This window comes from Bifidobacterium phasiani, assembly GCF_019331775.1.
Taxonomy (GTDB): domain Bacteria; phylum Actinomycetota; class Actinomycetes; order Actinomycetales; family Bifidobacteriaceae; genus Bifidobacterium; species Bifidobacterium phasiani.
The window spans coordinates 1-23,599 of sequence record NZ_JAHBBD010000004.1; the positions used below are offsets into that span (position 1 = coordinate 1).

Annotated in this window: 21 protein-coding genes and 2 tRNA genes; 3 read left to right on the plus strand and 20 right to left on the minus strand. The window is 68.5% G+C overall.

Annotation, left to right across the window (positions count from 1 at the left end; genetic code table 11):
* Positions 1-267: 267 nt before the first annotated feature.
* The 5 genes from KIH73_RS02510 to KIH73_RS02530 form a co-directional block, all read right to left on the minus strand.
* Positions 268-344: transfer RNA gene (locus tag KIH73_RS02510), tRNA-Arg, on the minus strand.
* Between the two features lie 27 nt (positions 345-371).
* Positions 372-445: transfer RNA gene (locus KIH73_RS02515), tRNA-Arg, on the minus strand.
* Between the two features lie 97 nt (positions 446-542).
* Positions 543-1,205 carry a hypothetical protein gene (locus KIH73_RS02520; protein ID WP_219080220.1) on the minus strand — a complete coding sequence of 221 codons (663 nt, stop codon included), beginning with the start codon at positions 1,203-1,205 and terminating at the stop codon, positions 543-545.
* A gap of 11 nt (positions 1,206-1,216) precedes the next feature.
* Complete coding sequence (locus KIH73_RS02525; protein WP_219080222.1) at positions 1,217-2,569, minus strand: hypothetical protein; 1,353 nt, start codon at positions 2,567-2,569, stop codon at positions 1,217-1,219.
* Positions 2,566-3,312 carry an ABC transporter ATP-binding protein gene (locus tag KIH73_RS02530; protein WP_219080224.1) on the minus strand — a complete coding sequence of 249 codons (747 nt, stop codon included), beginning with the start codon at positions 3,310-3,312 and terminating at the stop codon, positions 2,566-2,568. Before KIH73_RS02530 ends, KIH73_RS02525 begins: the two co-directional genes overlap by 4 nt.
* Before the next feature lie 165 nt (positions 3,313-3,477).
* Here KIH73_RS02530 and KIH73_RS02535 point away from each other — a divergent pair, with 165 nt between their 5' ends.
* Together KIH73_RS02535 and KIH73_RS02540 are read left to right on the plus strand one after the other, a co-directional pair.
* Complete coding sequence (locus KIH73_RS02535) at positions 3,478-4,122, plus strand: response regulator (RefSeq protein ID WP_219080226.1); 645 nt, start codon at positions 3,478-3,480, stop codon at positions 4,120-4,122.
* A gap of 5 nt (positions 4,123-4,127) precedes the next feature.
* Positions 4,128-5,417 (plus strand): sensor histidine kinase, encoded by a 1,290-nt coding sequence (locus KIH73_RS02540; RefSeq protein ID WP_219080228.1) that lies wholly within the window; start codon positions 4,128-4,130, stop codon positions 5,415-5,417.
* Between the two features lie 38 nt (positions 5,418-5,455).
* On the opposite strand, the gene clpX is transcribed toward KIH73_RS02540, so the two are convergent.
* The 12 genes from clpX to KIH73_RS02600 form a co-directional block, all read right to left on the minus strand.
* Complete coding sequence (clpX, locus tag KIH73_RS02545) at positions 5,456-6,790, minus strand: ATP-dependent Clp protease ATP-binding subunit ClpX (RefSeq protein ID WP_219080230.1); 1,335 nt, start codon at positions 6,788-6,790, stop codon at positions 5,456-5,458.
* A 125-nt stretch (positions 6,791-6,915) separates the two neighbouring features.
* Positions 6,916-7,617, minus strand: a complete 702-nt coding sequence (locus KIH73_RS02550; RefSeq protein ID WP_219080232.1) for an ATP-dependent Clp protease proteolytic subunit — start codon at positions 7,615-7,617, stop codon at positions 6,916-6,918.
* A gap of 17 nt (positions 7,618-7,634) precedes the next feature.
* The gene (locus tag KIH73_RS02555) at positions 7,635-8,243 is read right to left on the minus strand and encodes an ATP-dependent Clp protease proteolytic subunit (protein WP_219080234.1); all 609 of its coding nucleotides are present in this window, start codon (positions 8,241-8,243) and stop codon (positions 7,635-7,637) included.
* Between the two features lie 37 nt (positions 8,244-8,280).
* A complete protein-coding gene (locus KIH73_RS02560; protein WP_236022535.1) occupies positions 8,281-9,600 on the minus strand; it encodes a chloride channel protein in 1,320 nt (439 codons plus the stop codon).
* A gap of 90 nt (positions 9,601-9,690) precedes the next feature.
* On the minus strand, positions 9,691-9,864 hold the full coding sequence (locus KIH73_RS02565; RefSeq protein ID WP_219080441.1) for a hypothetical protein: 174 nt from the start codon (positions 9,862-9,864) through the stop codon (positions 9,691-9,693).
* A 113-nt stretch (positions 9,865-9,977) separates the two neighbouring features.
* Positions 9,978-11,363 (minus strand): trigger factor, encoded by a 1,386-nt coding sequence (gene tig / locus KIH73_RS02570; RefSeq protein ID WP_219080238.1) that lies wholly within the window; start codon positions 11,361-11,363, stop codon positions 9,978-9,980.
* 53 nt (positions 11,364-11,416) lie between these two features.
* Positions 11,417-12,700 carry an HRDC domain-containing protein gene (locus KIH73_RS02575; RefSeq protein WP_219080240.1) on the minus strand — a complete coding sequence of 428 codons (1,284 nt, stop codon included), beginning with the start codon at positions 12,698-12,700 and terminating at the stop codon, positions 11,417-11,419.
* Positions 12,693-13,325, minus strand: coding sequence for a DUF3000 family protein (locus KIH73_RS02580; RefSeq protein ID WP_219080242.1), 633 nt, complete (start codon positions 13,323-13,325; stop codon positions 12,693-12,695). Before KIH73_RS02580 ends, KIH73_RS02575 begins: the two co-directional genes overlap by 8 nt.
* Positions 13,326-13,624: 299 nt before the next feature.
* A complete protein-coding gene (gene pflA / locus KIH73_RS02585) occupies positions 13,625-14,506 on the minus strand; it encodes a pyruvate formate-lyase-activating protein (protein ID WP_219080244.1) in 882 nt (293 codons plus the stop codon).
* Positions 14,507-14,699: 193 nt separating this feature from the next.
* Positions 14,700-17,075: a formate C-acetyltransferase gene (pflB, locus tag KIH73_RS02590; protein ID WP_219080246.1), complete on the minus strand. Its 2,376-nt coding sequence runs from the start codon at positions 17,073-17,075 to the stop codon at positions 14,700-14,702.
* A gap of 114 nt (positions 17,076-17,189) precedes the next feature.
* Positions 17,190-17,390: a hypothetical protein gene (locus KIH73_RS02595; RefSeq protein ID WP_219080248.1), complete on the minus strand. Its 201-nt coding sequence runs from the start codon at positions 17,388-17,390 to the stop codon at positions 17,190-17,192.
* Positions 17,391-17,484: 94 nt separating this feature from the next.
* Positions 17,485-19,182 (minus strand): NAD+ synthase, encoded by a 1,698-nt coding sequence (locus tag KIH73_RS02600; RefSeq protein ID WP_219080250.1) that lies wholly within the window; start codon positions 19,180-19,182, stop codon positions 17,485-17,487.
* A gap of 129 nt (positions 19,183-19,311) precedes the next feature.
* On the opposite strand from KIH73_RS02600, the gene KIH73_RS02605 reads away from it, so the two are divergent.
* Positions 19,312-20,190: a Cof-type HAD-IIB family hydrolase gene (locus KIH73_RS02605; RefSeq protein ID WP_219080252.1), complete on the plus strand. Its 879-nt coding sequence runs from the start codon at positions 19,312-19,314 to the stop codon at positions 20,188-20,190.
* 396 nt (positions 20,191-20,586) lie between these two features.
* On the opposite strand, the gene KIH73_RS02610 is transcribed toward KIH73_RS02605, so the two are convergent.
* The 3 genes from KIH73_RS02610 to KIH73_RS02620 all read right to left on the minus strand — a co-directional run bounded on the left by KIH73_RS02610 (position 20,587) and on the right by KIH73_RS02620 (position 23,595).
* Positions 20,587-21,699, minus strand: coding sequence for an SLC13 family permease (locus tag KIH73_RS02610; protein ID WP_219080254.1), 1,113 nt, complete (start codon positions 21,697-21,699; stop codon positions 20,587-20,589).
* Between the two features lie 245 nt (positions 21,700-21,944).
* On the minus strand, positions 21,945-22,601 hold the full coding sequence (pcp, locus tag KIH73_RS02615) for a pyroglutamyl-peptidase I (protein WP_236022537.1): 657 nt from the start codon (positions 22,599-22,601) through the stop codon (positions 21,945-21,947).
* 49 nt (positions 22,602-22,650) lie between these two features.
* Positions 22,651-23,595, minus strand: coding sequence for a DUF979 domain-containing protein (locus KIH73_RS02620; protein WP_219080256.1), 945 nt, complete (start codon positions 23,593-23,595; stop codon positions 22,651-22,653).
* Between the last annotated feature and the right edge of the window lie 4 nt (positions 23,596-23,599).

Below are 23,599 nucleotides of genomic sequence, written 5' to 3' on the forward strand. Positions count from 1 at the left end.
GGCTTCACCAACCTCGGCAACTACATCACCAGAAGCCTCCTGCACGCCGGAGGATTCAGACAAACCATACGGGAACGAATCTCACAACCATGAACCCGACACACACGAAAACCGGAAGAGCCGACAAACCATACGGGAACGAATCTCACAACCATGAACCCGACACACACGAAAACCGGAAGAGCCGCCATACGACGCCGGCCGGAAACGAAAAACCCGCATCCTTCCAGATGCGGGCCAATGCCTACTGCCAGTAGGCTTTCGAGGTGGTGCGCCAGACAGGATTCGAACCTGCGACCTTCTGATCCGTAGTCAGATGCTCTAATCCGCTGGGCTACTGGCGCATGCCGCGGTATCGCTACCCCGGCGAGTGCGCGAGACAGGATTCGAACCTGCGACCTGCTGATCCGTAGTCAGCTGCTCTAATCCGCTGGGCTACTCGCGCATGTTGTCTTCCGGCAACTCGAAATAAACTACACCAATGTGCTTCCTGATGCAAATCGGCGTGTTGCGCCGTTCCGCCCGCACCAAAGTCGCGGACGTCACATCACCAGCAATGGTCTGGCACCAAACCGACTGCGCGCGGCCATGACCACCGCGACCATGGACATCGTCAGGCACAGCGCCACCCGCGCCGCACCGCACTCGTCGACGTCCAGAGGAAGCAGCGACGCCCCGAACCACTGCCGTTGGAGGGAGCCCGTCGCCACCAACGCAATCAGCATGGCGAGACCAACCGCGCCCCCGCCGCACCCCACCGCCGACACGGCCATGAGCACGACCGCCATGCCGAACACCGATATGCAGCAGTGCAGCACGGCGACCGGCAACGCAGAGCGCGGGTCGTGCGACAGCAGCCACAGCCACGGCGTTCCGGCGGCGTACGCCATCAAGGCCATCGCGCACATGCCCTCATACCGCCCGCTCCCGTCGGCGACCGCATCACACCACGGCATCACCCCGACGCATCCACGCACCATGGCCGCCTCGCATACCAGCAGCAGCATGACGTTCATGCCCACATTGACCGCATCGGCCCCCGTCAACGCCTGGGGTACGCACAGCACGTCCAGCCAGGGCAGCGCGGCCGCGACGCATCCCAGACCGGCGAATACGCCGACAGCGACGGGGCGCCGGGCCCGAATCCACAGCCGCCACTCCGCCATCGGCGTCCGGGAGACCACCTGGCGGGATTCCCCGTCCACGCCATATGCATTCATCGGTTCCAGTCCTTCCACGACAGCGAACACGTCCGGATGGGCTCCCGCCTCGCCTCATACCATGACGCCGGATCCGACGCCATGCCCGGACCCGCATCGCCGTCGTCGGGAAACTCCCCATCGCGCAGATACGATTCAAGATCCCGCCACAGCAGGTAGGCGATGTCCGCGGACTCCCCCGAAGCCTCGCCGCACGCCGAGACGCCGGACAGGTCACGGGCGACGTCGCCAAGCACCATATCCCGATAACTCCGGGGCGTATCGGCATCGGACACGCCAAGTCCGACATCCGCGACCCGATATCCGTCAGCATCCGGCACACCCGGAACGTCACGCAGAAACGCCGCATGCAGTCCCGCGCCGATCACCAGCTTCGGAACCCCCGGTTCGAACCGCTCGTAGACATCGGACACCCCATCCGACACCGGCGACAGCAACGCCGAGTACGAGGATTCCACGCAGGTAAGAACCATCCCCTCGCGGCGGCAGACCGCCCGGGCATCCCGGTCGGGCACGACAAGGTTGGGCTGCATCGACGTCACGACCACGACCATGACCATCGGGGGCACCAGCCACAGCAACGACGCCGCGCGATGCGCCATGGACCCACGGGACAACCAGGCGCCCATCATCGTGACGGAGCACACCGCCGACAGCACGGCGAAGCAGATACGCGACACCGTCACCGCCACGGACAATGCATCACCGACGAACGGAAACTCCAACCCCCAGTATGGGGCCAGGGCCAACAGTGACACCCCGACGGGATTCGTGCTCAACGCCACCGGAACGGCGCAGCACGCCGCGACGGCGCCGACGGACACGGCCACGGCGATCAGTCGCGGACAGCGGCGCGACACGAGACCGGCGATGACGAAGGCCACCACCGCCAGCGTGCCGACCCCGAACGCGACGCTCAGATACGACAACACGTCGAACCTTCCGCCCGTGGCGACGCGCGAAGTTACCACGGCCAGGGGGATGAAGCCCACGGCATAGCACAGCGACACCCAACACCACAGCACGGCGGACTCGCGTGCCAACCGCTTCGCGACCGGCCGTCCTCCATATGCCGGTTCGATGATGGAGTCTTTCGACAGCACCGTGGCATGCACGGCCGCCGCGATCGATGACACCATGACCGCGGGGAGTTGGGATTCCCTCACCGTGGCCGCCACATCGTGCCATGTCCGCGGAGGCCAATCACCGCACAACCGGGACGAGGCCAGACCGACGACGACGATGATCAATCCCGGCGCCAGCAGTTCGGCCGGATGCCAGGGAAACACCAGCCCGGCGAACATGCCGCGACTGCAATCATGCCGCGGATTCCCCATCTGCGCCCTCATGCCCGTCCCGCCCCTTCCAGCGCACGGATATACGCCGATTCCCAGAGCGTCGAGTACGATCGTTCGTCCCCGAGGGAGCGGAACCGTTCGACCGACCCGTCGAACACCATGTGTCCGGAGTCAAGAACCAGCACGCGGTTCGCCAGCGTCGGAACCTCATCCACGATATGGGTGCTCATCAGGACGATCGCCCGCTCCGCATACCGGACAAGGAAGCGCCGGATCTCCAAACGCTGCCGGGGATCGATGCCCACCGTAGGTTCGTCGAGCAGCAGGATGCCGGGCGCATGGGCAATCGCGCACGCCATGCCCATACGTTGCCGCATGCCGCCGGAGAGACGGCGTGCGGCGGTACGGGCGTGCTCGCGCAGACCGGTCACGTCCAGGGCGCGGTCCGCGGCCCTCTCGCAGTCGCGTATGGCGACGCCATGCGACCATGCGCTGTACACGACGTTGTCGAGCACGGAAGCGTGATCCATGCAGGAGAATCGCTGAGGCAGATACCCGACCGCGGAGCGGAACCAACGAAGATCGCGTTCCGTCGCCACGGGGTGCCCCGCATAGGCGATCGTTCCGGCGGCGGCACGCAGTTCCGTGGCGAGCACGCGCAGCAGCGTGCTCTTCCCGGCGCCGTTAGGCCCCAGGATGATGGAGATGCCGTTCGGGGCGCGGAACGATATGCCGTCGAGCACCCGGTTCCCGGCATATCGATATGCGATATCCCGGCATGTCAACGCGTCCATGCCCGCACACCCCGTGTCATTCGACCCATCGCGTTCTCCTTTCCAATGGCGGGACGTTCGTCCGCGCCCTCCGTGCCGCGGTTCCGCGGTACGTTCTACAATGGCCGTGTACGGGCCTCGTCCGCAATGGTTGCCGTACCAGGAACGGCACGGGTTGGAGGGGATATGGCGATGACGGACGCCGTCACGATCGGGGTGGTCGACAACGACGACATGGCGCTTCGCGCTCTGCGCGCGATCATAGGCAGCCTGGACGCCGGTTTCTCGGTGGTCTGGGCGGTCACGTCGCCCTCAAGCGCGGCCCGCCGCTGCATGGTCCCGCGCACCCGTCCGGATGTCGTGGTGATCGACATGGCCATGAACGAGATGCCCGGGTACGAACTGTGCGGCAAGATCCGCGGGCTGTGCCCCGGCGTCGGTATCGTCGGCATCACCTCGTACCCGCTCGATCACTATCGCCGGCGGGCCGCATACCATGGCGCGCATGCGCTGGTCGCCAAGCATGATGTCGCGGCGCTTGCCGCCGCGATAACCGGCGCCGCCGCTCACGGACGCAATTCCATCCGTGAATCGGACGAACCCGCGGCCGCCGCAGCAATCACCGGCACCGACGGGCCGGCGGCATTATCGTCGCAGGAACTGCGCATCATGCAGGCCTATGCCCAAGGGTCGCGGACCAGCGACATCATGGCCATGTTCGGGATCACCAAAAGCACCGTAGCCTCATACGAACACCGCGCATGCGCCAAACTCGGCGCGCGCACCCGCGCGCACGCCATCGCCATCTGTATTCGCGAACACCTGTTCTGACAGTCATGACCGACCACGCTCCCGATGCGATGTCGCCGCCGCCGTACCGGCAGCCGATGGTCGCCGCCTGTGTGCTGACCTGCACGGCACTCATCCTCATCGAGGCCCTGATCGGGCATGCAATGATGATGGTGTCCGGCTTCTCCACGGCGTTCGCCCTGGTGCTGGCCTGCGCCGAGATGATGACGCTCCGGCTGCCGATCGCCGGCTCGTGGTGCACTGTGATGCTCGGTGTGGGCTGCCTGTGGGCCAGCCCGGCGATTGATGCCGTCAACGGCCTGTTCGCCGCATTCGCCCTGCAACCGACGGGAGCACCGACCCCGCCGGTTGCCATCGCTCTCGCCGTGCCGCTGGCGATGTACTGTCTGGCCTACCGGACGCGGGCCCAGGCCTTCATGGCGGGGATGTTGCTCGCCGTTGCGGCGGCCGTCCACATCGTCACCCAGAGCCGGTTCGGCCTCGCCCCCACGGCCGTTCCGCTCATCCTGCTGACGGCGGTCACCGCCCTGGCGGCGCTGCTGGGATTCCGCCACGCCGCCGTCCGACAACGTCACGAGCGACGCCGGGCGCAACGTCTCATCGCCGAGCAGCGCGACCGGATGCGCCGCATGCAGACCATCACCGGCAGATTGCATGATTCGGTCACGAACGATCTGGCGGCGATCATGCTCCTGTCGACACGGCGTCCGGACGGCGATGCGCCGGCGAACGCGCACGCACGCGATGACATCATCCACGACCTGGCGCACCACGCGCTTTCCGAAGCGCACCGCGCCATCCAATTGCTGGAGGGCGGAGGGCGCGACGGGACCGATCATCCCGGCACCCACTCCATGGACACAGCGAGTCCTTCGGAAATCCCCATGCAGGAGGTCCAGGACCTGCTCGATGCCAATGACCGAATACTGCACGCGCTGGGCCTTCGGGGCGCATCCAGCGTAAGCCCGGCCCGCACCGGCGCCAACATGGCCATCCCGTGCGACCGATGGCCGCTGGTCCGCACGGCGATCACCGAGATTCGCGGCAACATCGCGCGACATGCCGACATCGACGGCGGATACGACTGCACTGTCGTAGTGGATGCGCAACGGTGTGTGATCCTCGCGTCGAACCTCATCGGCCGGAACGCCGATCATCGCGATCGGGACGCACCCGTCTTAGGAACCGGACTGCGCCGGCTGCGCGAACGTCTCGGCGAGGTCGGGGGCATCCTATCCGCGCATGGCACCGACGAGGGCGAGTGGCTGGTCCGAGTGGTCGTTCCGTTCGAGGAATCACGCGATGGCGGTGTATGAGGCACTGCCATGGCCGTGACACCGGCCGCCGCCCGCCCTCACGCCACGCGGCGGCGTGCGGTCCGCCGGTCGTCGGCACGCACGAGCTTCGGCTCGCTGTCGCCGTTCACCGACGCGGCGTCGACGATGACCTGCGAGACGTCGTCCAGGCTCGGCAGCGTGAACATCGTGCCCTCCAGCGTCCGTTCGATGATCGAGCGCAGCCCGCGCGCGCCGGTGCCCTGCCGGATGGCCGTCGCCGCGATCGCCGCGATCGCCTCCTGGGTGAACAGCAGCTCGACGCCGTCCACCGCGAACAGCTTGCGGTACTGCTTGGTCAGGGCGTTGGCCGGGCGCGTGAGGATCTCGCGCAGGTCCTCCTCGCCCAGCTCGTCGAGCACGCTGACGACCGGCAGGCGGCCGATGAACTCGGGCAGCAGCCCGAACTCGGCCAGGTCGTCGGCGGTGACCTGCGCGAGCAGCTCGCCGCGGCTGACCTCGTGGTCGTGCCACGCCGCGCCGAACCCGCTTTCGCGCGTGCCGAGCCGGCGCTCCACGATGTCGGTCAGGCCGACGAACGCGCCGCCGCAGATGAACAGGATGCCGCGAGTGTCCAGCTGGATCGTCTCCTGCTCGCGGTGCTTGCGGGTGCCCTCGACCGGCACCGAGGCGATGGTGCCCTCGAGGATCTTGAGCAGCGCCTGCTGCACGCCCTCGCCCGACACGTCGCGGGTGATCGAGGTGTTCTCCCCCGACTTGCGCGCGATCTTGTCGATCTCGTCGATGTAGACGATGCCGTGCTGCGCGCGGCTCACGTCGCCGTCGGCGGCCTGCAGCAGCCGCTGCAGCACGGTCTCCACGTCGTCGCCGACGTAGCCCGCCTCGGTGAGCGTGGTCGCGTCGGTGATCACGAACGGCACGTTCATCATGTTCGCCAGCGTCTGGGCCAGATAGGTCTTGCCCACGCCCGTGGGGCCGAGCAGCAGGATGTTCGACTTGGCGACCTGCACGTCGGCGAGCGGGTCGTTCCGCCGCCGCGCCCGGATCGGCCGGCCCTGTCCCGAGGCGCCCAGCTCGGTCGCGGCCTCGCGCAGCTCCATGTTCACGCGTTTGTAGTGGTTGTACACGGCCACGGACAGCGTGCGCTTGGCCGCGTCCTGGCCGACGACGTAGCGGTCCAGGTACGCGCAGATCTCGGCCGGCTTGGGCAGCCGCAGCGTGTTGACCTCGGCGTCGCGCTCGCGCTCCTCGGCGATGATGTCGACGCACAGGGCAATGCATTCGTCGCAGATCGCGGCCGCCGGACCGGTGACCAGCTTGCGGACCTGGTGCTCGCTCTTCCCGCAGAACGTGCAGCACGGCACGTCCTCGTTGTAGCTGACCACACGTCCCATATCGTCTCCCTCGTCGTTCCCGGGCGTCCGCGGGCCGCGCCGCGACGCGACGACGCCCCCTCACGAAGAATACCGCAACGGGTCTTCGTCGGGGGCGTCCGAGTTGTAAAGGTCGTGCGCGGGTGTCAGGAGCGGTGCTCGAGCACCTCGTCCACGATGCCGTATTCCTTGGCCTGCTGGGCCGTCAGGAAGGTGTCCACCTCGATGTCGCGGCGGATGCGCTCGATGTCCTGGCCGGTGTGCTTGGCCAGCGTCTCCTCCAGCCATTCGCGCATGCGCAGCATCTCGCGGGCCTGGATCTCGATCTCGGTGGCCTTGCCGAAGCCCTGGTCGATGGCCGGCTGGTGGATCAGCACGCGGGCGTTCGGCAGGATCAGGCGCTTGCCGGGGGCGCCGGCGGCCAGCAGGATCGCGGCGGCCGAGGCGGCCTGGCCGAGGCAGACGGTCTGCACGTCCGGCTTGATGTACTGCATCGTGTCGTAGATCGCGGTCATCGCGGTCATCGAGCCGCCCGGCGAATTGATGTACATCATCACGTCGCGGTTCGGGTCCTGGCTTTCGAGCACGAGCAGCTGGGCCATGATGTCGTCGGCCGCGGCGTCGTCCACCTGCACGCCCATGAAGATGATGCGGTCCTCGAACAGGCGGGTGTACGGGTCCTGGCGCTTGTAGCCGTACGGGGTCTTCTCCTCGAACTGCGGCAGGATGTAGCGGTCCTGCGGGGCGAACGCGGCCTCGCGGGCCGCCCGGGGCATGAAGCCGACGACGCCCTGCGGGCCCGCAAGGCGCTCGGCGCGGGATGCGAACTGCGCTTCTTCACTTGCCATGTGGTGACGATCCTTTCTCAGTCGGCGTTGATGGTGTCGGGCGTGGTGACGATCTTGTCGACGAAGCCGTACTCCAACGCCTGCTGCGCGGTGAACCAGTGGTCGTACTCGTTGTCGCGGTAGATCTCCTCGACCGTGTGGCCGGTCTGCTCCGCGGTCAGCTCCGCCAGCGTCTTCTTCATGTCCATGATCAGCTCGGCGTTGATGCGCACGTCGGTGGTGGTGCCGCCGATGCCGCCCGAGGGCTGGTGCATCAGCACGCGGGCGTGCGAGGTCAGGTACCGCTTGCCCTTGGCGCCCGAGCTGAGCAGGAACTGGCCCATCGAGGCGCACATGCCCAGGCCCACCGTCGCCACGTCCGGCTCGATGAGCTGCATCGTGTCGTAGATCGCCATGCCGGCCGTGATCGAGCCGCCCGGCGAGTTGATGTACAGCCAGATGTCCTTCTTCGGGTCCTCGGCGGCCAGCATCAGCATCTGCGCGCAGATGCGGTTGGCCATGTCGTCCTTGACCTCCTCGCCCATCCAGATGATGCGGTCCTTGAGCAGACGATTGAAAATCGGGTCGACAGGCCCGGCCGGCGCGTCCTCGCCCGCCATGACCGGAAGCGTCAGAGTATTGCTCACCTTGTCTCCTTGTCGTACTGTGCTGATGTTCCTCAGACTACCGCCCCGAAGCGACCTCACGGCGCATTTTGCGCTGCCCGCATAGCGTCGGCAGCCGGCCGCCCAGCCACTTCGAGGTCAGCGCGCCGACGGCCACGGCCAGCCCCACCGGCACGAACAGGTTCAGCGGCGCGTCGGCCAGCTCCATGACCAGGCACATCGCCATCAGCGGCGCCTGCTGCGAGGCCGCCAGCAGCGCGCACGCCCCCAGCAGCGCGTACACGCCGATCGAGTTGGTGCCGAAGCCCTGCATCCACAGGATGCCCAGCACCGCGCCGAGCGAGGCGCCCAGGGCGATGCCCGGCGTCAGCACGCCGCCGGAGGCGCCCGCGCGGATCGTCAGCAGCGTCATCACGGCCTTGGCCGCGAACGACAGCAGCAGCACGCCGATCAGGGCCGTCTGCGCCGTCGCGCCGAAGCCCATCTGCGCGGTGGCGCGGCCGTTGCCCATCACCTGCGGCACCCAGACGGCCACGACGCCCGTGGCCACGCCGGCCAGCGGCAGCTGCCACAGGATCGCGCGCCCGGTCGCCCTGTGGCGCTCCGCCCAGGACGAGCCGAGCCGGAACAGCGTCCCGCACACGCCGCACACCGCGCCCGCGACCAGCGCGAACGCCATCAGGTCGGGCGTGAACAGGCCGTCCACCGCGCCCATGTCGTAGAACGTGTGCGTGCCCTTGAGCAGCGTCGCGACCCATGCGGCCACCGACGAGCAGGCAAACGAAAGCGCCACGGTCTCCAGCGTGACGTCGGCCAGCAGGATCTCCACGGCGAAGAACGCGCCCGCCAGCGGCGCGTTGTACACGCCGGCCAGGCCGGCGCCGGCCGCGATCGCGACCACCGTGCGCGTGTCGCGCCCGTCCAGGCGGCACAGCGCCACGGCGCGCTGGCCCGCCATCGCGCCGAATTCTCGCGGCGCGACCTCGCGTCCGATCGACATGCCCGTGCCGACGATCCAGATCTGCAGCAGCACGTGCACGACCGTCTGCCACACCGGCATCCGCGCGCCGCCCACGGCCTTGTTGACGGACGGCACCGCGGTCGTCCGCGTGCGCAGCAGCCACCACGCCACGGCGGCGACCAGCGCGCCGACGACCACCGACAGCGCGCGCCGCCACGCCGGCGTGCCGAACGGCCCCGGCCGGTCCGGATTCTCCACGAACCCCAGCGCCACCTGCTCGATGCCGTACAACAGCAGCGTCAGCAGCCCCGCGACCAGACCGATGACCACGCCGAGCGCCAGCGCCGCGGCGACCAGCGCGGCCAGCCGCCGCGCGCCGTCGGCCGGCCGCGCGTTCCTTATGTTGTCCTCATGCATACGCCCCACGATACGCGCGGCCGGGTATCGCCACGGCGCGTCGGCGCCGCTCATGCCGTCCACGCCGCCCGCGCCGCCCGATCGCGGCGTTCAGCCGCGTTTGGAGCCCTGCCGGCTGATGCCGCCCTTGTGGCCGGTGGCCTTGAACGGCATCGTGCCGCGGCCGAAGCGGATGCCGGCGTTGCGCCCGTGGTCCCTCGCCGCGCCGATGCCGCCGCCGGCGTGCGCGGCGCCGCCATGACGCCGATTCGTTGGTTTGCCCATGGCTCCGTTATAGCAGCGCCGGTACGACGAAGGACCCGTCGCACCGGCGACGGGCCCTTCCCATGCGTCACATGTCACGGCCGATGCGCCCGGCGGGCGCCCGGCCGGACGGCTCACTCGGCGTCGTTCGACTCCTCGGCGGCGTCGTCGGCCTGCGCGAGCTCGTCGGCGACGGCGGCAGCGGCGGAGGCGGCCTCGACCGACTCGGCCTCGGCGTCGTCCTCGCCGAGGAAGGCGCTCAGGTCGAGCGTCTCACCCTCGGAGACGAACTTGACGGCACGCATGCCGGCCAGCAGGCCCTTGGAGCGGCCGACCTCCTGCACGGCCGAGCCGAGCTGGCCGTTGCGGACGATCGCGTTGATGAACGCGCTCGGATCCATGCCATACTGCTGGGCGATGGAGGCCAGGAAGTTGGTCACGTCGGCCTGGGAGACGGAGACGGCCATCTTCTCGGCGAGGGTGTCGAGCACGATCTGGTCGCGCAGCTCCTTCTCGGCGGCCTGCTCGGCCTCGTCCTTCTGCTCCTTGGTGGCCTTCTCCGGATCCGGGGTCATGCCCTTGAGGTGCTGCTCGACGGCCTCGGCCTTGACGCCCTTCGGCACCGGGATCTCCAGGCCCTCGACGAGGCGGGCCAGGAACGCGTCGCGCGCGTCGGTGGCCTGGCGGGCCTCGAGGTCGCGCTCACAGGTCTTGCGGATGTCGGCCTTGAGCTCCTCGAGCGTGTCGAACTCGGAGGCCTCCTGGGCGAACTCGTCGTCCAGCTCCGGCAGCTCCTCGGCCTTCACCGAGTTGACCTTGACCTTGATCTGGGCCTTCTCGCCCTCGTGCTCGCCGGCCTCCAGCGTGCCCTCGAAGGTGGTCTCCTCGCCGGCGGACAGGCCGTCGAGCGCCTCGTCCAGGCCGTCGAGCATCGTGTTCGAACCGAGCTCGTAGCTCACGCCCTCCTGGGAGTCGACGGCCTCGCCGTCGATCTCGGCCACGAGGTCGATGTTCGCGTAGTCGCCCTTGGCGGCCGGGCGGTCGACGCCCACCAGGGTGCCGAAGCGCTGGCGCAGGCTCTCCAGGCGGCGGTCCACGTCCTCGTCGGAGACCTGCGGCTTGGCGACCTCGATCTCCATGCCCTCGAGCTCCGGCAGCTCGATGTCGGGGCGGCGCTCCACGGTCGCGGCGAACTTGAGCTTGGTCTCGTCCTTGGCCGACTGCGGGACCTCCTGCACGTCGATCTCCGGCTGGGCCATCGGGTGGATCTTCTTCTCCTCAAGCGCCTTGGAATACAGCTCCGGCACGCCGTTGTTCACGGCCTCGCCCGCGACGGCCGCGAAGCCGATGCGCTGGTCGATGATCTTGCCGGGCACGTGGCCCTTGCGGAAGCCGGGGATGGTGACCTGCTTGGCGATCTCCTTGCGGGCGGCATCCAGATACGGGTTGAACTCCTCGGGGTCAACGGTGACGGTGAGCTTCACCTTGGTGGGTTCGAGGTTCCTGACGCTGATTTTCACGCTTGCGCTCCTGAATATCTCGTATTCGACTTGTTCTGCCCTGTAGGCAACCGTTACATGATAGCGCGACTCACGGACGCGGCCACCAGCGACACCTGCCAGCGCCGCGCGCCCTGCTCGGCGAGGAACGCGGCCACGTCCCGCCGCTCCGGCTCGTCGGTCCAGCACAGGTTGCGGATGATCTGCGGTTTGACGATCATCTCGGCGGGCGTGCGGGTGTCTTCCGCTATCCGCGTGATCACGCGGCGCGCCGCCTGCAGACGCCGCAGCCGGTCGGGGTGCTTGGCCGCCCACACCTTCATCGAGCGCGGCGCGTTGCCCTGCGCGTCCCCGGCGGCGGCCGGCGGCGAGGGCCACCGGCTCGGCGGCAGCGCCAGGGCCTCCTGGATCACGGCCTTCCACGTCGAGGGCTTGACGGCGCGCTGGATCGGCGCGTACCGCTCGAACATCTTGTCCTGCTCGCCGCCCGTATGGATGCGCACGCGTTCGTTGAGCGAGCGTATCGCGCGGAACTCGCGGGCGTTGTGAGGCTTGCGCTGCGCGGCCTCGATGATCGCGGCGTCGGAGAGCAGCAGCCCCGGCGCGATGTCGTAGCGCCGCGCCAGGCGGTCGCGCTCCTCCCACAGCGCCTTGGCGACCGCCAGCCCGCGGCGGTCGCGGCTGAGCACGTTGATGTGGGAGATGCGCATCCAGGGCGTCGGATGCTCCCGGCGCGGTCGCAGCCCCTCATGCAGCGCGTGCTCGAACTCCTCGCGGGCCCAGCCGTCCTTGCCCTGCCGTTTGAGGTCGGCGCTCATCAGCGACTCCAGCTCGATCAGCAGCTCCACGTCCAGCGCCGCGTAGTTGCGCCAGTCGCGCGGCAGCGGGCGGTACGACCAGTCGGCCGCCGAATGCTCCTTGGCCAGCGTGACGCCGAGATACTGCTCCGTCACCGCAGCCAGGCCGAACCGGTGCATGCCCAGCAGCCGCGCGGCGATCTCGGTGTCGAACAGCGCACGGGGGCGCAGCCCGATCTGCGCGAACCCGGGCAGGTCCTGCGAGGCATCGTGGATGACCCACGTCGCGTCCGCCACCGCGTCGTCGAACTCCGACCAGTCGACCCCCGCCCGGGTCAGCGCCACCGGGTCGAGCAGCCCGATGCCCGCGCCGTCGCGTTTGAACTGGATCAGCCAGTCCTCATGCCCGTACCGGAACCCGGACGCCCGCTCGGCGTCCGCCGCCAGCGCGCCCGTCGACCCGCGCAGCGCCGAACAGTACCGCCGATACTGCTGGACCGTGTCGATGACGTCGGGGACTCCCCCGCGCGGCTCGGCCTGCAGCCTCGGTTCCCTATCCAAGCGTCTCCCTTTCGTCGTCGCGCAGCGATGCGCGCAGGAACCTCGCCCACGCCATCACCTGTCCGCCGGCGTCCACTCCGCCCGGCGTCTCCGTCGGCGTCCATGATACGCGCATCTCGCAACCGACGTGGGGCTCGTCCGGCGCCTCGCCGAAGGACGTGTTCCGGGCCACCGTCACCGTGCCCTTGACGTCGTCCGGGTCGGCGGCGCCCAGCGTGTCCATCATGTCGTCCCAGTACATCGCCGGGGTCAGGCAGTCGTTCGCCCCGCCGTCCAGCGGCAGCCGGGCGAAGGCCACGCAGCGCCAGCGCGACCGCCAGTCGGATCGCGGCCTGGCCGAATACAGCGTCATGATCCAGCCGGAGGCCGCGTCCTGCGCGGGGTCCGGCCCGGCCTCGCACGAGAGCTCCACGCCGATGCCGAAGTCGGCCAGCGACGACGAGACGGGGATCTCACGGTAGCGCACCCCGTCGAGCCGGGGCATGTCCCGGACGGATTCGACGGCGCGCCACACCGCGTCGGGCACGCCGTGCGGCCGCTCCAGCGCCGCGGGACCGTCCGCGCGCGACATCCCTGCCCGTCCCCCATCGGACGCCGGTGTCGGAAATGCAACGATGTCTGCCATATCTTCAGAGTATCCGCCGAACCCGTCCGCGCCCGGCATCTCACGTGCGTGTCCCGCCAAAAGGACGGGAATCGCCCGTGACGTCCGCTCCGGCGGAACGGACGTTGGCCACGCGATCCGCCGAGGATCGCACGCGCACAGGCAACGGCAGTTCGAGGACCACCCCACGCAGCAAACGGTCAGTAAACGACGAAACCGTGACGTTCGCTCCAGTGGAGCGAACGTAGCCGTGCGATCCGCCAAGGATCGCACGCGCACAGGCAACGGCAGTCCGAGGACCACCACCGCGCAGCGAACGGTCAGTAGACGACGAAACCGTGGTCCTCGAACTGCCTCGTCACGCGCGCCTTGAGCGCGGCCGAGGGGCCCTTGGCGTCCTCCAGCGGGTAAGGGATGCGCAGCTCGTGCCACTTCGGCCGGCCCAGCTGGTGGAAGCCCAGCACGTCTATGTGCTCGATCGCCTCGCCGAAGGTCTCGCAGATGCGCGCCACGTTCTCGACGTTCTCTTCGGAGTCGGTCAGTCCGGGCACGAGCACGAACCGCACCCAGATCTTCTTGCCGGCCCGGGCCAGGCGCTGGCCGAATTCGATGGTCGGCGCGAGCACGCCGCCGGTGACCCTATGGTAGGTCTCCTCGTCGCCGGATTTGACGTCGAGCAGGCACAGGTCGATGTCCTCGATCATCTCGTCGGTGTAGTTCTTGTTGAGGAACCCGGAGGTGTCGAGGCAGGTGTGCACGCCCATCTCCTTGGCGGCGCGGAACACGCGGGAGACGAACGCCGGCTGCATCATCGACTCGCCGCCGGAGAACGTGATGCCGCCGCCGGTGGCCTTGAACAGGTCGGCGTAGCGTTCGACCTTCTTGATCATCGCCTCGAGGTAGACGGGCCGGCCGTCGCGCATCTTCCATGTGTCGGGGTTCTGGCAGTACTGGCAGCGCAGCGGGCAGCCGCTCATGAACACGGTCATGCGCGTGCCGGGGCCGTCGACGGAGGTGTTGATGTCCCAGGAGTGCACGAAGCCGATGTCGCCGGTCTTCAGCGCCTCGATGCGGTCGCGCCGGTCCAGGCCGATCGGCGATTCGAAGCCCGACAGGCCGCCCATCAGGGTCTGGCTGGCGTACTGCCTGGAACGCTTGAGCATGTGACGAGTCGTGGTGCGGAATTCGGTGGTCTCGGACATCGTCGTCCTCCTTTCGCGCGTGGCGCCCGGTGGTCAATGATCCTGATGTCATCGTACGGCCATCGTCCGCGTGGACACGCGACCGACACGTGTGACCCTCGTCACCTTCGGCCGGCCCGGATGCGCGAACGCGCGCACCCCGGCGAACCGGGATGCGCGCGTTCGATTTCAGTCAGTTATGCGATCGTCGGAATCAGTCGACGACGGCGCCCTGGTGGAACGTACGGGAGATCACGTCGAGCTGCTGCTCCTTGGTGAGCTTGACGAAGTTCACCGCGTAGCCGGAGACGCGCACGGTCAGGTGCGGGTACTTCTCCGGGTGCTCGACGGCGTCCTCGAGCTGCTCCTTGCGCAGCACGTTGATGTTGGCGTGGTACAGGCCGTGGCCGTTGCCCGCGTCCAGGATGCCGACCAGGTTCGAGATGCGCTCGTCCTCGTCGCGGCCCAGGCCGTCGGGGGTGATCGTGTTGGTCAGCGAGATGCCGTCCAGCGCGTCGTTGTAGTCGATCTTGCCGACCGAGAACATCGAGGGCAGCATGCCGTGGGAGTCCATGCCGTTCTCCGGGTTCGCGCCCGGGGCGTACGGGGTGCCCTTCTTGTGGCCGGACGGGAACGAACCGGTGTTCTTGCCGTACTCGACGTTCGAGGTGATCGTCAGGATGGACTGGGTCGGGACGGCGCCGCGGTACACCGGCAGGCGCTTGACCTGGCCCATGACCGTGGAGACGACCCACTTGGCGATGTCGTCGGCGCGGTCGTCGTCGTTGCCGTAGACCGGGAACTCGCCCTCGGTGCGGTAGCCGACCACCAGATCGTCGTCGGCGCCCTCGACGTACTCGTACTCGTGGCCGGGCATGTCCTTGGCGTCCTTGTTGTAGATCGGGTAGACCTTGGCGTACTTCACGGCGGACAGCGAGTCGGCGGCGATGGACAGGCCGGACATGCCGCAGCCGAGGGTGCGGTACACCTCCTTGTCGTGCAGCGCCATCTCGATGGACTCGTAGGCGTACTTATCATGCATGTAGTGGATGATGTTCAGCGCCTGCACGTAGGTCTCGGACAGCCACTCGAGGGCCTTCTCGTAGTTGTTCTTGACCTTCTCGTAGTCCAGGGTGCCGTCGGCCTCCGGGGTGATCGGGTCGATCACGCCCTTGTCGATGACCTGCATGCCGGTCATCTCGTCGCGGCCGCCGTTGATCGCGTACAGCAGCGCCTTGGCGGAGTTCACGCGGGCCGCGAAGAACTGCATCTGCTTGCCGACGCGCATCGGGGACACGCAGCAGGCGATGGCCGCGTCGTCGCCCCAGTGGCCGCGGATCTCCTTGTCGGACTCGTACTGGATGGCCGAGGTGTCGATGGAGATGCGGGCGCAGAAGCGCTTGTAGCCCTCCGGCAGCTTCGGATCCCAGAAGATCGTGATGTTCGGCTCCGGGCCCGGGCCGAGGTGCTCCAGGGTCAGCGTGTTGAGCAGGCGGAACGAGGTCTTGGTGACCATCGTGCGGCCGTCGTCGCCGAAGCCGGCGTCGGACCAGGTCGCCCAGTACGGGTCGCCGGAGAAGATCGAGTCGTAGTCCTTGGTGCGCAGGAAGCGGACGATGCGCAGCTTCATGACGATGTTGTCGATGATCTCCTGGGCGTCGGTCTCGGTGATCAGGCCGTTCTTCAGGTCGCGCTCGAAGTAGCAGTCGAAGAAGGTCGACAGGCGGCCGATCGACATGGCGGCGCCGTCCTGGCTCTTGACCGAGGCGAGGTAGCCCATGTAGGTCCACTGCACGGCCTCCTGGGCGGTCTGCGCCGGGCGGGACAGGTCCAGGCCGTACTCGTTGCCGAGGTTGATCAGCTGCTTGAGGGCCTTGATCTGCTCGTCGTGCTCCTCGCGGAAGCGGATCCAGTGCTCGATCTCCGGCTCGGTGAAGTCGTTGCGGTACGGCACGGAGTCCTTGTCGCGCTGCTTGAACTTGATCAGGGCGTTCACGCCGTACAGGGCCACGCGGCGGTAGTCGCCGATGATGCGGCCGCGGCCGTAGGCGTCCGGCAGGCCGGTGAGGATCTTGTTGTGGCGGGCCACCTTGATGCGCTTGGTGTACACGCCGAAGACGCCGTCGTTGTGGGTCTTGCGGTACTTGGTGAAGATCTTCTTGATCTCCGGATCCGGCTCCTTGCCGGCCTCCTTGATCGCCTGCTCGACCATGCGCCAGCCGCCGTTCGGCATCATCGCACGCTTGCAGGGGACGTCGGTCTGCAGACCGACGATGACGTTGTCGACCTCGGGGCCGTCGATGTAGCCGGCCGGGAACGCGTCGATGCCCGCCGGGGTGTGGGTGTCCACGTCGTAGACGCGCTGCTGGCGCTCCACGGCGAGGTAGTTGTCGTCGAGGTACTTCCACAGGTGCTTGGTCTTCTCCGTCGCGTCGGCCAGGAAGGACTCGTCGCCCTCATAGGGGGTGTAGTTCTTCTGGATAAAGTCGCGAACGTCGATGTCCTCCTGCCAATGGCCACCTTCGAAGCCGGCCCAGGCCTTGGCGTTCAGCTCCTCCGGGGAGACCGCGGTCGCATCAACTGCTGTCATATCCACTCCTTTTGGGTGATCCGTGGCGACGCATCGTTACGCCGTCGTTGCTATTCGATTGTAGCGACCCCCGTTGGCAAAGCGGTTGGAATCCGACGTGAGATTCGTCACATTTCACTGGGCGTCGTCATCGTACCAGCGGCGCCACTCGCGGTCGTCCTCGTCCCACGCGCGGTTGCGCTCCTCCACGGTCGCCCACGCGTCCTCGGCGTCCTCGCGGGTCGCGTACGGTCCCAGCCGGCACGTGTCCGGCCACAGCTTGCCCTGCGCGACCTGCCCGGTCGCCGTGTTGACGTACCAGCGTCTGTCGGGCATCGTCCCTCCCTGCCTTGGTCATGAATATCGGCCACGGGTGCATGGCCGGGGTGCCCCCGATGCGCGACGGGGACCCCGGCCGTGCGCGACGCGGCTACTCGCGGAACGCGTTGGTGACCGGCAGCCGGCGGTCGCGCCCGAAGGCGAGCGCGGTGACCTTCGGCCCCAGCGGGTACTGGCGGCGCTTCCACTCGGCGCGGTCGACCAGCCGCATCACCGTGTCGACGGTGCGCTCGTCGAAGCCGTCCGCCAGCAGGTCGGCGCGGCCGTGCGCATGCTCGATGTACGCGGCGAGGACGCGGTCGAGCAGCCCGTACTCCGGCAGGCTGTCGGAGTCCTTCTGCCCGGGCCGCAGCTCGGCGCTCGGCGCCTTGGTGATCGAGTTGACGGGGATCATCACGCCGTGCGGCAGCGGCGTGCCGGCGCCGCCGGACTCGTTGCCGACCACGGCGACGCCGCCGATGCCCACGCCGGCCGCCGCGGCCCGGTTGCGCCAGCGGGCCAGCTCCCACACGCGGGTCTTGAGCAGGTCCTTGATCGGCGCGTAGCCGCCGACGGCGTCGCCGTAGATCGTGGAGTAGCCGCAGGCCAGCTCGGACTTGTTGCCGGTGGCCAGGGCCAGCAGCCCCTTGGCGTTCGAGTAGGCCATGACGATGACGCCGCGGATGCGCGCCTGCAGGTTCTCGGCGGCGACCCCGTCGAGCGCGAGCTGGTCCTGGTAGGCGACGAACAGCGGCTCGATCGGCTGGACGTCGTAGTGCGCGCCGAGGTTGGCGGCCAGCTCGGCGGCGTCGTCCTTCGAGCCGTCCGAGGAGTACATGCTCGGCATCGAGATGCCCCACACGTTCGCGCCGCCGCACGCGTCGGCGGCCATCGCGGCGACCAGCGCCGAGTCGATGCCGCCGGACAGGCCGAGCGTGACGCCGGTGAACCGGTTCTTGCGCATGTAGTCCTTGAGCCCCAGCACGCAGGCGGCGTACACCTCCTCGTCGGGGTCAAGGGCCGGGGCGATCCGGCCCGGCGTCTGCCGGTCGGCGTCGGTGTCGAGGTCGAACAGGCCGAGGTCCTCCATAAACATCGGCGAGCGCTGCAGCAGCGTGCCGTCCCGGTCGACGACGAAGCTGCCGCCGTCGAAGACCAGGTCGTCCTGCCCGCCGACCTGGTTGAGGTAGATCACCGGGGCGCCGACCTCGGCGGCGCGCCGCGAGGCCAGCTCGAGGCGGGTGTGGGTCTTGCCCTCCTCGTACGGCGAGCCGTTCATCGTCAGCAGCAGGTCGACGCCCAGCCCGGCCAGCTCGGCCACCGGGCCGCCGTCCTGCCAGATGTCCTCGCAGATCGCCACGCCGATGCGGGCGCCGTCCACGTCGAGCACGACCGTGCGGTCCCCGGGCGAGAAGATGCGGAATTCGTCGAACACGCCGTAGTTCGGCAGGAAGTGCTTGTCGTAGCCGGCCCAGACGACGCCGTCGTGCAGCACGACGAGCCGGTTGCGCGGCTTGTCGGTGGCCGGGTCGGTGCCGACGGTGCCGACGGCGACGTACAGGCCGCCCATCCCCTCGGCGGCGAGCGCGGCGGCCAGCTCGTTCGCCTTGTCCCACGCCGCCCGGCGGAAGGTGCCGCGCAGCGCCAGGTCCTCGATCGGGTATCCGGTGAGCGTCATCTCGGGGAACACCACCACGCGGGCGTGCGCGGCCACGGCGCGGCGGGCGTAGTCGAGCACCTTGGCGGCGTTGCCGTCGAGGTCGCCGACGCAGGTGTCGATCTGTGCTAGGGCGAAGCGAATCTGTGTCATGCTGCCCAGTCTATCCCGCACATGTCACGGCCTGACACACGGCGGGGCGAACGTTGCGGCCCCTTTCTAGACTGGAGGCGGCATGGCGCCGCGGACGCGGCGCCGCTTCGAGCACGCGGAGGCACCATCATGACGACATCCGACATCCCCCACGCTCCCTTCATTCCCGGCCGAGACGGCGCCGAACGCGCCGCCGAGCCGGCCGCGCCGGCCGACATCCGCGCCGTGTTCTTCGACGTGGACGGCACGCTGACCAGCTTCGTGACGCACGAGGTGCCCGAATCGACGGTCCGCGCGCTGCGCATGCTGCACGAGCGCGGCGTGCTGACGTTCCTGTGCACGGGGCGCGCGAAGGCGCAGCTCGACGTAGTGATGCGGATGCTGCCGGTGGACTTCGACGGCGTCGTGGCGATGAACGGCCAGTACTGCTTCGACGACCACGGGTTCCTGGACGCCTGTCCGCTGGACGTCGAGGACGTCGCGACGATCACCGCATGGCTCGACCGGCACCCCGACATCGCCGCCGACTACTGCGAGGCCGACTACGTGTACTTCAACCAGATCACCGAGGAGATGCGCGCCAGCTGGCGGCAGCTGGGCAGGACCGCGCCGACGCGGCACGTCGACGACCCGCACGTGCGCCCGCTGACGCATGACACGTTCCAGATCAGCCCGTTCGTCACGCCCGAGCAGGAGGCCGAGCTGGTGGGGCTGTGCCGCAACACGATGGGCGTGCGATGGAACCCCGACTTCACGGACCTGATCCCGGCGGACGGCGGCAAGCCGCGCGGCATCCGCAGCTTCATGCGGCTGCACGGCTTCGCCCGCGAGCAGACGATGGCGTTCGGCGACGGCGGCAACGACATGGCGATGCTCGAATACGCGGGCATCGGCGTGGCGATGGGCAACGCGAACGACGAGGTCAAGGCGTGCGCCGACCATGTGACCGACGACGTCGACCACGACGGCGTGATGAACGCGCTGCTGCACTTCGGCGTGCTGGATTAGGCCGATGCGGACGGATGACACCGATGCATCGAAGCGGTTTGAGATAGGTCGGGGCGCCTGATGCCAATGCGACGGGGCCACGTCGGGCCGCCATCAGGCGCCCCGACGGCTTCGGTAGGCACTTCGGGGCTTCAGTAGGCACCCGTGTCACGGTATGCCGATATGACCGGCCTTGGAAAACCGCCGATTCGACCGTGCGGCATCCGATCAGGGGTGCCTACGGAACGGACAAAGTGCCTACGGAAGCCGCCATGGCCGTGATGAGGCACTGATACGGCCGGATCCCGGACACGATCGGCGGCCGGACATACCTGGGCGCCGATGGCGCCGATGTTCGGGCAGCGGTTCATCCACCACGCCGGCGACCGGCGCCGGGCACGCCTGGGCGCCGAAGCATTACAGCACCGCGGACAACGCCAGCAGCAGCGCCAGCATCGCGACGTTGGCGGCGGTGAACCACAGCAGGTAGCGGCCGCGGCGGTCCGGGTACTCGCGGGCGACCATCTTGTAGGAGATCAGGCTGGCCATCGAGGCGATCAGCGTACCGAGGCCGCCCAGATTGCATCCGATGATCAGCCCGGCCCAGTCGTCGGTGAACCCGGAGAGCAGCAGCGCGGCCGGCACGTTGCTGACGACCTGGCTGGCCAGCACCGACACGATCGCCACACGGCCGTCGAGCGCGGCCTCGAGCGCCTCGCGGAACGGGCCGATGCAGCCCACGTTGCCGATGAACACGAAGAAGGCGACGAAGGTGGCGAGCAGCGCGTAGTCCACGCTCGCCAGCACGCGGCGGTTCGCCACGAGCAGCACGGCGGCGATCGCCGCGGCGATGGCCGGGGGCGGCAGCACGGCGAAGATGCCCAGCATGCACAGCGCGAACCCGGCGATGCAGCACCACAGCGCCCTGGGATCGGTGAGGTCCGCGTCGACCGCCACGGCCCGGACCGGCTCGGGCCGGCGCAGCAGCACGGCGACGGCCGCGGCGATCACGACGCCCGCCGTGGCGACGTACGGCAGGGTCAGCGCGAGCAGCGCGCCGACGCCCATGCCGGAGCGCGCATATAGATACAGGTTCTGCGGATTGCCCATCGGGGTGAGCATGCTGCCGAGGTTCGCGGCGATCGTCTGCAGCGCCACGACGGGCACGACCAGCCGCTCGCGCCCGGCCATGCGCAGCACGACCAGCGCGAACGGCACGAAGGTGATCAGCGCGACGTCGTTGGTCACCACCATGCTCAGCAGGAACGGCAGGAACACCAGCGCCATCGCCATGCCCCGGGTCGTCGAGACGCACCCGAGCAGCCCGTTGCTCAGCCGCGCGAACACGCCGATCTGCTGGAACCCCTTCATCACGGCCATCAGCGCGAACAGCAGCGCCAGCGTGTCCCAGTCGACGTAGTCCAGATACGCGGCCGACGGCGGGACGAGGAACGCCGATGCCACGGCCAGAACCACCGCGACGCACAGCACGACCTCGTCGCGCATCGCCCTGACGCATGCGCCCACCATGCGAGCCATCATCCGATTCCCTCTCATGTCTCGTCGTTTCCGACGGGACGTCCGCCGCCGGACGTCCGCATCACGGGCACCCATATAACACGAGGGTGCGGATGCGGGGCGTCGGTTCGCCTCGCATCCGCACCGTATCATGGGCGCACGGGCACGCGCCTCCGCCGATGGATGACGCGCGTTCCCCGAGGAGCCTTCGCATCCGCACCGTGCCCGGGCATGCGCGGTCGCGGCGCCCGCAGGGCTCAGTGCGTGGTGCCCATCGCCTCGCCGTCGGCCGTCCCGGCGCCGCCGGACACCACGGCCTCGATGGCGTACTCCAGCGACCGGGCGATGGTCTCCAGCGGCATCGACGGCGTGCCCTCGGGCTTGTCGACGACCTGGCCGGGCTCGTAGGGCACGTGCATGAACCCGGCGCGCACGCCGGGGAAGCGCCGTTCGCACAGGTACAGCGCATGGTACATGATGCTGTTGCACACGTACGTGCCGGCCGTGTACGAGACGAACGCGGGCAGGTGGTGGGCGCGCACGTTGGCGACCATCGCCTTGACGGGCACGGTGGCGAAGTACGCCGCCGGGCCGTCCGCGCGCAGCGGCTGGCCGATCGGCTGCTCGCCGTCGTTGTCCGGGATGCGGGCCTCGGCGAGGTTGACGGCCACCTGCTCGACGGTCAGCGCGCTGCGGCCCCCCGCCTGGCCGACGCAGATGACGGCGTCGGGGCGTTCGCCCTCGATCGCGCGCTCCAGCAGTTCGGCGCTGCGGGTGAACACCGTGGGGATCTCGAGCTTGACGATCCGCGCGCCGGCGATCGTTTCGGGCAGCAGCTTGACCGCCTCGAAGGCGGGGTTGACGGATTCGCCGCCGAAGGGGTCGAATCCGGTGACGAGGATGGTGTCGATCATGTGACGCTCCTTGACGTTCCGTATGTTGCGTTCGGTTCCGGCCCGTCGCTCAGCAGGCGACGAGCATGTAGACGATCTGCACGACGATCATGACCAGGGCCGGCAGCACCTGGTTTTTGATGACGCCCATGCGGTCCTTCATCTCCAGCATCGCGACGGGCACGATGTTGAAGTTCGCGGCCATCGGCGTCAGCAGCGTGCCGCAGTAGCCGCAGGTCAGCGCCAGGATGCCGACGACGGCGGGGTTCGCGCCCTGCGAGAGCACGAACGGCGCACCGATGCCGACGGTCATCACGGTGATGGCGGCGAAGGCGTTGCCCATGATCATCGTGAACAGCATCATACCCAGCGCGAACACGATGATGCCGACGGTCAGGTTGCCCTGCGGGATGATGCCGCCGACGATCCCGGCGATGACGTCGCCGACGCCGGCCGCGTCGAATATCGCGCCGAGGCTGGCGAGCAGCATCGGCAGCATGCTCAGCGGGCCCATCGCCGACAGCAGGCGCTCCGAGTCGTCGAGGAAGACCATCGGCCGGTTGGCGTGGTTGAGCGCCCACAGGATGAGCGCGGAGACGAACACGCCGATGCAGCAGCCGGCGAGCGCGCCGACGGACGGAATCAGCGCGCCGGCGATGGCGAACACGCCGATGGCGAGCGCCGGGACGAACACCTTCGAGCCGATGCGCCTGAAGTTCGCCTCGACCTCGGCCTCGCCCGGCTCGGCGGACGAGCCCTTGGCCACGCGGCGGAAGATCGCCGGCAGCACCATGACCACGATGAGCACGCCGTCGATCATCGCCGGGATCCAGCGGCCGAAGGCGAGCACGACGCCGAGCAGCGTCCAGAACACGAAGGTGCCCCAGCGCGACGGGTTGGACTTGTCGCGCAGGTTGCGCACGCCGGCGTACACGCTCATGAAGCCCATGAACATGTAGAAGACCTCCATCAGCTTGTCGCCGAGCAGGATGTCGGGATCCATGAAGAACGCCATCGTG

Bases quoted from the DNA above. Each gene is read 5' to 3' on its own strand.
- KIH73_RS02525 (WP_219080222.1), bottom strand. From the start codon at position 2,569: ATGAGGGCGCAGATGGGGAATCCGCGGCATGATTGCAGTCGCGGCATG.
- KIH73_RS02530 (WP_219080224.1), bottom strand. From the start codon at position 3,312: ATGGACGCGTTGACATGCCGGGATATCGCATATCGATATGCCGGGAAC.
- KIH73_RS02535 (WP_219080226.1), top strand. From the start codon at position 3,478: ATGGCGATGACGGACGCCGTCACGATCGGGGTGGTCGACAACGACGAC.
- KIH73_RS02540 (WP_219080228.1), top strand. From the start codon at position 4,128: ATGACCGACCACGCTCCCGATGCGATGTCGCCGCCGCCGTACCGGCAG.
- clpX (WP_219080230.1), bottom strand. From the start codon at position 6,790: ATGGGACGTGTGGTCAGCTACAACGAGGACGTGCCGTGCTGCACGTTC.
- KIH73_RS02550 (WP_219080232.1), bottom strand. From the start codon at position 7,617: ATGGCAAGTGAAGAAGCGCAGTTCGCATCCCGCGCCGAGCGCCTTGCG.
- KIH73_RS02560 (WP_236022535.1), bottom strand. From the start codon at position 9,600: ATGCATGAGGACAACATAAGGAACGCGCGGCCGGCCGACGGCGCGCGG.
- KIH73_RS02565 (WP_219080441.1), bottom strand. From the start codon at position 9,864: ATGGGCAAACCAACGAATCGGCGTCATGGCGGCGCCGCGCACGCCGGC.
- KIH73_RS02580 (WP_219080242.1), bottom strand. From the start codon at position 13,325: ATGGCAGACATCGTTGCATTTCCGACACCGGCGTCCGATGGGGGACGG.
- pflA (WP_219080244.1), bottom strand. From the start codon at position 14,506: ATGTCCGAGACCACCGAATTCCGCACCACGACTCGTCACATGCTCAAG.
- pflB (WP_219080246.1), bottom strand. From the start codon at position 17,075: ATGACAGCAGTTGATGCGACCGCGGTCTCCCCGGAGGAGCTGAACGCC.
- KIH73_RS02595 (WP_219080248.1), bottom strand. From the start codon at position 17,390: ATGCCCGACAGACGCTGGTACGTCAACACGGCGACCGGGCAGGTCGCG.
- KIH73_RS02600 (WP_219080250.1), bottom strand. From the start codon at position 19,182: ATGACACAGATTCGCTTCGCCCTAGCACAGATCGACACCTGCGTCGGC.
- KIH73_RS02605 (WP_219080252.1), top strand. From the start codon at position 19,312: ATGACGACATCCGACATCCCCCACGCTCCCTTCATTCCCGGCCGAGAC.
- KIH73_RS02610 (WP_219080254.1), bottom strand. From the start codon at position 21,699: ATGGTGGGCGCATGCGTCAGGGCGATGCGCGACGAGGTCGTGCTGTGC.
- pcp (WP_236022537.1), bottom strand. From the start codon at position 22,601: ATGATCGACACCATCCTCGTCACCGGATTCGACCCCTTCGGCGGCGAA.
- KIH73_RS02620 (WP_219080256.1), bottom strand. From the start codon at position 23,595: ATGGCGTTCTTCATGGATCCCGACATCCTGCTCGGCGACAAGCTGATG.